This window comes from Megasphaera sp. AF13-6AC, assembly GCF_027685385.1.
Classification (GTDB): domain Bacteria; phylum Bacillota; class Negativicutes; order Veillonellales; family Megasphaeraceae; genus Megasphaera; species Megasphaera micronuciformis.
Map to the genome: position 1 here is coordinate 29285 of NZ_JAQCUN010000001.1, position 9114 is coordinate 38398.

Genomic DNA, 9114 nt, shown 5'->3' on the forward strand with positions numbered 1-9114 from the left:
TGATAATAATAAATGATTACAGAGGAGGAATATATATGAATACTTTGGTATCGCCTGAAAACACATGGGTATTGCTCGCTATCATGTGTTCGGCTGCCGGAATATCTATTTACTTAGAGCAACATTATGCATGGGCCTCGAAACTTTCGGGCGCTATTATAGCCTTAGTTTTTGCCTTGGTACTGGTTAATTTACAGATTATTCCGACGTCGGCTCCCTTGTTCGACGATGTTGTCTGGGGATTTGCCGTTCCCATTGCCATTCCGTTGCTTTTGCTGCAAGCTAATATGCGTAAAATCTGGAAAGAAACGGGACGGATGTTCTTTATCTTCCTTATCGGTTCCGTCGGCACGGTAGTCGGAGCTTTGCTCGGATATGCCGTACTCGGTTCCTACGTACCGGATTTGAACAGTGTGGCTGCCATGATTACAGGTTCATATATCGGTGGCGGTGTTAATTTCACGGCTTTGGCGGATGCATTCAAGGTTAAAGGAACCGTTATTTCCGCCACTGTCGTGGCCGACAACCTGAATATGGCTATTTACTTTTTAATCCTCATTGCCGTTGCAGGGAATGCTTTTTTCAGAAAGCATTATACGCATCCTCATATTGATGACGTTGCCGTAAACGGCAAATCTGAAGACGGAGAAACTTTGGCGGCAAAATATTGGGGCAGAAAAGAGATCTCTTTAAAAGATATTGCTTTAAATCTTATGTATGCCGTCATTGTCGTAGCTGTCTCCAAGGCTATTGCGGCCTTCTTCGGTACGGTTGTTCCCAAGGATACGGGCTTTTTGCAGATGTGTAACACCTTTTTCGGTAGTCAGTATGTGTGGATTACCTTACTTGCCATGTGTTTTGCTACTTTCTGCCACAAGCAGGTAGCCTCTATGAACGGATCACAGGAAATCGGAACGTACTTTATTTATCTTTTCTTCTTTGTTATCGGCGTTCCCGCATCAATTTCCGAAATTATTCAAAATGCTCCCTTGTTGCTCGTATTTTGTCTTATTGTTGTCCTTGTCAATATGGCTTTTTGCTTTGTTTTCGGGAAACTCTTCAAGTTTGATTTGGAAGACATCATACTGGCATCCAATGCCAATATCGGCGGACCGACGACGGCGGCCGGCATGGCAATTTCTCAAGGATGGTACCGTCTTGTAGGGCCGTGTATGCTCGTCGGCACTTTCGGCTATGTTATCGGTACGTATTTGGGTATTATTGTAGGCAGTATGCTTGGACTTTAAGGTATGACAGGGGGGATGACCGATGGCGTATGTTTTTGACGGACATTCGGATATATTGTGTCATGTTGCGAAGCATAGAGCGGCAGGAGAAACCCGTATTTTTCAGAATTATCATGCACAACGGCTGGCTGAAGGCAATATAGGAGCCATGATTGCTGCGGTCTGGATTGAACGGGATTATGTTCAGGAACCGACGGAACGGATGCTGGAAATTTTGGGATATGCCTCTCAGGAACTTCGGGAGAATCGGGATGTATTGGGACTTATAAAAAAAGCGGATGATTTAACAGCCTTGAGAGATGCGGGAAAGACCGCTATACTCTGGGGGATGGAAGGCCTTAGCGGGCTTAAAGGACGCACTGTTTTCTTGGAAACCCTGTATGATTTAGGGGTTCGACATGCCATGTTGACGTGGAATGAAGAAAATGAATTTGCCGTCGGGGCGGGTGATACACAGGGCATTTGCGGCTTGAAACCGGCAGGTGTCGATGCCGTGCATTTAATGGAAACACTCGGTATGATTGTCGATGTGTCTCATGCCAGTGAAAAGACCTTTTACGGCATAGCCGAGACGGCGACAAAGCCCTTGTTGGCATCTCATTCCAATGCATATGCCCTTTGTCCGGCCAAGCGCAATCTGAAGGATGAGCAGATTAAAATCATTGCTTCTACGGGAGGCGTTATCGGCATGAATGCCTGGCCGGCCTTTATTGATGAAAAAACACCGTCGGCGGAAAAATTGGCGGATCATGTCGATTATATGGTAAATCTGGTAGGGATTGATCATGTAGGTTGCGGATTTGACTTTTGCGATTTTTTGGATGATAATGCCTTATCCTTTGCCGAGCCCGGCCAAGTGAGTACAAAGGACTTGGAAGATGCGACTAAAGTACGAAACTTTACGGATATTCTGAAACGTCGCGGATACGACGAAGAAGCATTGGAAAAGATTATGTACAAAAATATGGAAAGACTTTTGTACCAAACTTTGTAATCGGTATTAACGAAAGATTTTGTCGGCTCGTCATTTTTCGGGCCGACTTTTCTTATATTGAGGTAATGATGGAAAAAAGACGTTATTTGTTTTATCTTGTCGTAGGCTTCATAGGAGCTCTTGTATCTTTGGCACAATGGCCTATGTATGCCGCCGCTTTTTCAATATTGGACAATTTTACGGGTGCGGTAATTTTTGCTTTGTCGCCGCTATTATTTGTCATTCCTTATGTAGGAGCCCTTGCGTTACCTTTGCACCTTGTCAAAAGTTTGACACCTGTGGGCGGTTATTGGTTTATTGCGACCTACTATGGCCTTTTGGCCCTTATCCCGTATTATTTTATCAAGGTTATAACAGTGTTTACGGGAAGCGATTCTTTAGCAGTTATATTGCCGGTGTACGGAAGGGTATGGGTCTTTATTTTAGGCCTTATCTTACTGTACGGATACTATAAGGCTACTCATCCCGTATACAGGTATGTGGATATACAGTCGGACAAGGTGGACGGAGAGGTAACTATCGCTTTTTTAAGTGATATACACTTAGGCGCAGTTTTGGGTAAGCCTTTTGTGCAAAAGCTTAAGGCACGATTGGAACAGTCAGGAGCACAGCTTGTCCTTTTCGGGGGAGACATTATAGACGGGAATCTTTCCTTTGTTTTAAAAGACGGCTCGCTTAACGGGTTTGCACAATTGGGGCGGAATAAAGGGCAATACATGGCCGTTTTGGGGAATCATGACTACTACGGCATGAATGTTGATAAAGAACGGCAGGTTTTGGAAGCGGGAGGCATTGAGTGTCTAATAGATGAGCGTAAGGATACGGGACTCGGTATTAACATAACGGGTGCAGCCGACTACTTGCTCGGAAACGGTGACGATGTTCCGCCTGCCGTTCCGGGGCAATTTAACGTGTTTATAGAACATGAGCCTGTGCGTATTGAGCAAGTCGCTCTTCAAAACTATGATTTATACGTGAGCGGGCATACTCATGCAGGCCAATTTTGGCCCAATCGCTTGGGAACAAGACGCATGTTCCTATTCGACTACGGTACTCGTCGAATAGGAAAAATGACAGCCATTGTCTCATCGGGATATGGTTCATGGGGAGCTCTTTTTCGTACCGGACCGTCGCCGGAAATAGTCGTCATTCGTATAATAGATGACAGAAAATATTAGTATATGCTTCTAAGGGGCACTTTTACAGACAATAAAAGGACAGATTTCTAGAACTTTTATAAGGTTATTTCTAGAAATTGTCCTTTAAAAATACTGATATGTATTTATAGTATTGTATAGTAGTAGCTGTTATTAAAAATATAGTTATACAAATTAATTTGTATAGATAACAGGCGAGTTACCAGTCCGGAGGGTCTCCGTACTTATTTGTCTTATCATCTCCAGCAACTATAAGCATAATGAATTCTGAGAATAAAAAACCATAGGGAATAAAAAGATGGCTTAGAAATATGTTTGCAAAAATATAATTACTACTTTTTCCTAAATCATGCCAGCGTCTACATTTTGCAGAAATAATTATGATTGTGAGAAGTAGAATAAGTAATAGTGTAAGGAAAGTTTGAATATAATCAAATAGAGTTTTACAGCCAAGAAAAATAGTAACAGGGGATGATTCGAGATAGTAAATATAAATGACTGGGAGTGGGCTAGCTAATATTGTGGTCATAAAATATCTCCATCGACTAATACGTCCAGTAAACGTGAAGAGATTTATGAAAAAATTTTTGCTTTTCAGCAAAATTGGGGAAGACTTCTGAATAGTTGGTGAAGAATTTAGGGTGGAGAAAGTAGTATCAGTCCCTTTTTTTGTAAGTTTTTGGATTTGATATTGTTGGAGAATGATGATAATAAGTAGAATTAAGATTATAGCAAACTCCTTGTTGTTCAAATAATACACCGCCTTTATTAGAATGATTTTAGGTAATACGTATTTAGATGGGAATTATTTATGAGAATACTTAGGAAAACAGACATATTGTAGTGTTTATCGAGTATTTGTATCTGAATGGTGTTTGGAGTTAGAAGTTATAATTAATATAACGAACTATATTATTTATCTGATCGATAATTTCTCTTATCTTAAAAGTGGTAGATTGAATATCCCTTGTATTTCTACTGATGTCGTTATTTATTTGATCTAATTTATCGGAATTAGAAGAGACATTACTCTCAATATCGTCAATACGATGTCCTAAGTGCTTTACGTCATTAGAAATGTGTAATGATGATACTGTTTGGGAAAGTTCACTAACCTGTTGTATCAAATGATAGGTATAAGCTCCTTGTGCCATGATAACTAAAAGGAAAATATAAGTATTGCAGCAATTTTTTTGTCCATTAGTATTCTCCTGAATTTAGTTTAAATTTGTTTTAGCGCTCTCAGAGAAGGGGATATCATACACTCGAAGAAAACAAATTTCACCAACTGCGGTTAGAAGCGGGAAACTCTTCATATACGATGCCCGAAGTGTTATGAGAGATTTGTTGGGGGATGTAGAATATAGAAAAGTGCCGTCAATAGCATAGAATCCACGCCATATTTCACATCCTTTCATAACATGATTATTTACATTATAGTAAAAAATATAAATACTTTTTGATATAATTAGTTTTCCATTTTCATGATATTCTGACCATACAGCGCCGCGGATAGAGTAATAAGGGAACTTTGCACTAACAATGGATACAGAATCAGCGTCAAAATATTCAGTAGATTCTAAGTCAGAATGAAATTTCCAATAAGGCTCACCGGCATGAGCTTCCTCTGATAAAAAAGAAGCGTTTATAGGTAAAATTATAAATAGCAACGGAATAAAAAATGCTAATGTACGTTTAAATAGCATAGAAAAGGCCTTCCTTTAAAAAATGTAATAAAACTATTCATGTCAAGACGTAATTAGAGACCGCTTTTGACTGACTAATTATAAGACATACTAGTTATACCTGAAGTGGTTTTATAAAATCATAGCAAATAAAGTTGCAATACACAATAAAGTGACATAAAAAACAATTATGCGGAAAATGTTTTACAAAAATACATATGATTTGAAGAATGTAGATTAAGTAATTAAAAATAAGAATATCGGTTAATATATTTATATAAAGAGAAATGACCGGTATAAGAGGCTATCTTGATAAAGAATAAAAAAATTAACGAATAAAACGTTATACTTTAAAATCATAACAGAAACAAACCTATAACTTATTGACAATAATAAACACTGTACCTATAATCAATCCATATTGTTTGCACGATTTAGTTACGACTTCGTCCGAGGAGTCGTAATTTTTTTACCCGTGCAGACAAGATATATAGAAAGGATGGCTTTTATGAAACATGTTTGCGCCCTTATCGGCAAGTATTTCGGTATTATTGCAATTATTTTCTTAATTTTGGGCTTAACGACGCCTACCTCGTTTTCCTGGGTAATGGGTAAGTTTTTGGGAGTTCCCGTACTCAGCCTTTTCTTAGGAATTATTATGTTCGGCATGGGGACGACTCTTAATTTGTCGGACTTTGCCCTTATTTTAAAGCAACCTAAGAATATCTTTTTCGGTATTTTGGCACAGTATTTCGTTATGCCTTTTTTGGCGTTCGTATTGTCCCATGCTTTTCAGCTTGAACCGGCCTTGGCTGTCGGTGTAGTTCTCGTCGGTACCTGTCCGGGCGGCACGTCTTCCAACGTTATTACTTTTATGAGTAAGGGCGATGTAGCCTTCTCGGTTACTATGACGAGTATATCAACGTTGATTTCGCCTATTATGACGCCTCTTTTGACCTACCTTATTTTGGGACAAAGTATTGCCTTCGATCCTGTGGGAATGTTTATTTCCATTGTTCAAATCGTTATTATTCCCATTATTCTCGGGTTGGCTGTTAAAAAATTCTTACCCGCACTGGCAGCTACGGCCAATGATTATCTTCCCGCCGTGTCATCCATTTCCATTTCCTTGCTCATTGCCGGTATTATCGGTGCAAGTCGGAATGCTATTTTGAACAGTTCCGCTATTATTTTACTTGTCGTTATTCTTCATAACGTATTGGGCTATGCTTTGGGCTTTGCTATCGGGAAGTTGACGGGGATGAGCTGGAAACAAATGGTGGCCGTATCCATTGAGGTGGGTATGCAGAATTCCGGCTTGGCAACGGGCCTTGCCAAGGTTCACTTCGCATCTATGCCTTTAGCAGGCGTACCCGGAGCCGTATTCAGTGCTTGGCATAATATTTCCGGTGCCGTCTTGGCCTACATGTATTCGAACTATTTAAACAAACGTTTCGATTCCCATTACGGAGAAGACGCATAAATTCAAAAAGAACTCACTTTCATAGAGGGTGAGTTCTTTTTGATTGAACGGAGCAGCTTTGATATAGCGTATGACTAAGATATTTAATTGTCTGTTTCTTTATTCGCTCCTTATTCGAATCACCGGGAAGGACTTAGCTGACAGTTGTTTTGTTTGACTTTGTTCAAGGCCTTTGTTATCATAAATATAATGGCGATGCAGGAGAATAAGTAGATTCATTCAGCGAGTAAGGACAGTGGAAGCTTACAAAGAATTGAAGGCGCTCTGAAGGCCGAGGCAGGAAGTCGCGACAGTGCGATGTGTATGGCCGACCGATTAATAAAGCGGGTCTTATGACCAACCGGGGTGGAACCGCGGGTAAGTATACTCGTCCCTGTAGCACATGCGTGTTACAGGGATTTTTTGTATTCAGGAGGGATATTGATGAATTTCCAGGATATGATTTTTGCATTGAAAAAATTCTGGTCCTCGCAAGGCTGCATCATTCAGGAACCGTATGATGTAGAAAAGGGCGCGGGGACAATGAATCCGGCCACGTTTTTACGGACTTTGGGGCCCGAACCGTGGCATGTTGCTTACGTAGAACCGTCACGTCGGCCGGCGGACGGTCGTTACGGTGACAATCCGAATCGCCTGTATCAGCATCATCAATTTCAGGTTATTTGTAAGCCGTCACCGGATAATATTCAGGAGCTGTATTTACAAAGCTTGGAAGTACTGGGAATTAATCCGAAGGAACACGATATTCGTTTCGTCGAAGACAACTGGGAATCGCCGACCCTCGGCGCCTGGGGACTCGGTTGGGAAGTATGGCTTGACGGCATGGAAATTACGCAGTTTACGTATTTTCAGCAAGTCGGCGGCATTGATGTGAAACCCGTGTCGTCGGAAATTACGTACGGTATGGAACGTCTGGCCATGTACATTCAAGGTGTGGAAAATGTATATGACTTGGAATGGACGGATGGCGTAACTTACGGCGACATTTTCCATCAAAATGAATTCGAACAATCGTCATATGCCTTTGAAATCAGTGATTCAGATATGTTGTTCACCTTGTTCGACATGTATGAAAAAGAAGCGCTACGTACTATTGAAAAGGGCTTTGTGTTGCCTGCATACGACTATGTTTTAAAGTGCTCGCATGCCTTTAATCTCTTAGATGCACGCGGAGCTATCAGTGTCAGTGAAAGAGCGGCTTTTATCGGACGCGTTCGCAATATGTCTCGAGCTTGTGCTAAAGCTTATTTGGCAGAACGGGAAAGATTGGGATTCCCCATGTTGAAGGAGGGAAAATAATGAGTAAAGATTTATTGCTGGAAATAGGTACTGAAGAAATTCCCGCACACTATATGCCTTCGGCATTGAAGCAGTTGCATGAAGGAGCTGCCGATATATTTGCAAAAAATCATCTTGACTATAAGGACATTCGTACAGTAGGAACTCCGCGGCGCTTGGCTTTATTGGTTAACGGATTGGCTGAAAAACAAGCCGACGTATCGTCCAAGAACAAAGGGCCGTCCGTGAAAATCGCTTTTGATGCCGACGGCAACCCGACTCAGGCCGCTATGGGATTTGCACGAGGACAGCATATCGACGTATCGGAATTGGTTACGGAAGACGGCTATGTATATGCAGATGTGACTGTTGCCGGTTCAGAAACGAAAGCCTTATTGCCCGAAATTATGAAGACACTCGTTTCGTCTTTGTCTTTCCCTAAAAGTATGACTTGGGGTAATGAAGACATGCGTTTTGTCCGCCCGCTGAGATGGTTCGTAGCGTTGTTCGGCACCGAGGTGGTACCCTTTGAAATGGCTCATGTTGTGTCGGGACGTACTACACGCGGTCATCGTTTTCTCGGAACGGGGGATTTCGATATTCAAGCACCCGGCGAATACGTTGACTTATTGAGAGAACATTATATTATTGTAGATCCTGAAGAACGTCGTGATATGATTGTCAAGGGGTTGCATGCTGTTGCAAAAAAGCAAGGCGGCCATGTAGTCATGGATGAGGAACTCTTGGAAGAAGTCGTTTATCTTGTTGAATATCCGACACCTTTGTACGGATGTTTCGATACAGACTATTTGGAACTTCCCGAAGCGGCAGTTATTACACCTATGAAGGACCATCAACGCTATTTTCCCTTGCGTGATTCGGAAGATCGGTTGATGAACATGTTTCTGACTGTACGCAACGGTGACGATTACCATTTGGATACGGTTCGTCACGGCAATGAACGTGTTTTGCGTGCTCGTTTGGACGACGCTAAGTTTTTCTTTGCCGAAGATCGCAAGAAATCTTTGGCTGACAGAACGGAAGACTTAAAGCGAATTGTCTTCCAAGACGGATTGGGTACGTTATTTGACAAGTCTCAGCGCCTGGCCGCTATTATGACCTTTTTGACGGCTAAATTGGATTTGCCTATTGAAGAAGGCGAGATTAAACATCTTGCCGACTTGGCCAAGACGGACTTGTTGACACAAATGGTTCAAGAATTTACGGAACTTCAGGGGGTTATGGGGCGTGAATATGCACTCCTTGACGG

At 41.6% G+C, this 9114-nt stretch carries 8 protein-coding genes; 6 read left to right on the forward strand and 2 right to left on the reverse strand.

Translation table 11 applies throughout. The features are described from left to right. Nucleotides 1–35: 35 nt before the first annotated feature. The 3 genes from PGX78_RS00185 to PGX78_RS00195 all read left to right on the forward strand — a co-directional run bounded on the left by PGX78_RS00185 (nucleotide 36) and on the right by PGX78_RS00195 (nucleotide 3419). Complete coding sequence (locus PGX78_RS00185; RefSeq protein WP_270444538.1) at nucleotides 36–1247, forward strand: DUF819 family protein; 1212 nt, start codon at nucleotides 36–38, stop codon at nucleotides 1245–1247. A 22-nt stretch (nucleotides 1248–1269) separates the two neighbouring features. After that, the gene (locus tag PGX78_RS00190) at nucleotides 1270–2241 is read left to right on the forward strand and encodes a dipeptidase (protein ID WP_270444540.1); all 972 of its coding nucleotides are present in this window, start codon (nucleotides 1270–1272) and stop codon (nucleotides 2239–2241) included. Nucleotides 2242–2306: 65 nt separating this feature from the next. Next, a complete protein-coding gene (locus PGX78_RS00195) occupies nucleotides 2307–3419 on the forward strand; it encodes a metallophosphoesterase (protein ID WP_270444543.1) in 1113 nt (370 codons plus the stop codon). A gap of 178 nt (nucleotides 3420–3597) precedes the next feature. On the opposite strand, the gene PGX78_RS09475 is transcribed toward PGX78_RS00195, so the two are convergent. Together PGX78_RS09475 and PGX78_RS00200 are read right to left on the reverse strand one after the other, a co-directional pair. Continuing rightward, complete coding sequence (locus tag PGX78_RS09475) at nucleotides 3598–4158, reverse strand: DUF805 domain-containing protein (RefSeq protein ID WP_442864778.1); 561 nt, start codon at nucleotides 4156–4158, stop codon at nucleotides 3598–3600. A 457-nt stretch (nucleotides 4159–4615) separates the two neighbouring features. Continuing rightward, nucleotides 4616–5104 (reverse strand): hypothetical protein, encoded by a 489-nt coding sequence (locus PGX78_RS00200; RefSeq protein WP_006942349.1) that lies wholly within the window; start codon nucleotides 5102–5104, stop codon nucleotides 4616–4618. A 487-nt stretch (nucleotides 5105–5591) separates the two neighbouring features. Here PGX78_RS00200 and PGX78_RS00205 point away from each other — a divergent pair, with 487 nt between their 5' ends. The 3 genes from PGX78_RS00205 to glyS form a co-directional block, all read left to right on the forward strand. Next, on the forward strand, nucleotides 5592–6566 hold the full coding sequence (locus PGX78_RS00205) for a bile acid:sodium symporter family protein (protein ID WP_270444550.1): 975 nt from the start codon (nucleotides 5592–5594) through the stop codon (nucleotides 6564–6566). 423 nt (nucleotides 6567–6989) lie between these two features. Then, nucleotides 6990–7865 (forward strand): glycine--tRNA ligase subunit alpha, encoded by an 876-nt coding sequence (gene glyQ / locus PGX78_RS00210; protein ID WP_006942351.1) that lies wholly within the window; start codon nucleotides 6990–6992, stop codon nucleotides 7863–7865. Continuing rightward, nucleotides 7865–9114: glycine--tRNA ligase subunit beta (glyS, locus tag PGX78_RS00215; protein WP_270444555.1), on the forward strand; the 1250-nt coding region annotated here is incomplete at its 3' end. The genes glyQ and glyS, both read left to right, overlap by 1 nt.

Bases quoted from the DNA above. Each gene is read 5' to 3' on its own strand.
- PGX78_RS00185 (WP_270444538.1), top strand. From the start codon at position 36: ATGAATACTTTGGTATCGCCTGAAAACACATGGGTATTGCTCGCTATC.
- PGX78_RS00190 (WP_270444540.1), top strand. From the start codon at position 1,270: ATGGCGTATGTTTTTGACGGACATTCGGATATATTGTGTCATGTTGCG.
- PGX78_RS00195 (WP_270444543.1), top strand. From the start codon at position 2,307: ATGATGGAAAAAAGACGTTATTTGTTTTATCTTGTCGTAGGCTTCATA.
- PGX78_RS00200 (WP_006942349.1), bottom strand. From the start codon at position 5,104: ATGCTATTTAAACGTACATTAGCATTTTTTATTCCGTTGCTATTTATA.
- PGX78_RS00205 (WP_270444550.1), top strand. From the start codon at position 5,592: ATGAAACATGTTTGCGCCCTTATCGGCAAGTATTTCGGTATTATTGCA.
- glyQ (WP_006942351.1), top strand. From the start codon at position 6,990: ATGAATTTCCAGGATATGATTTTTGCATTGAAAAAATTCTGGTCCTCG.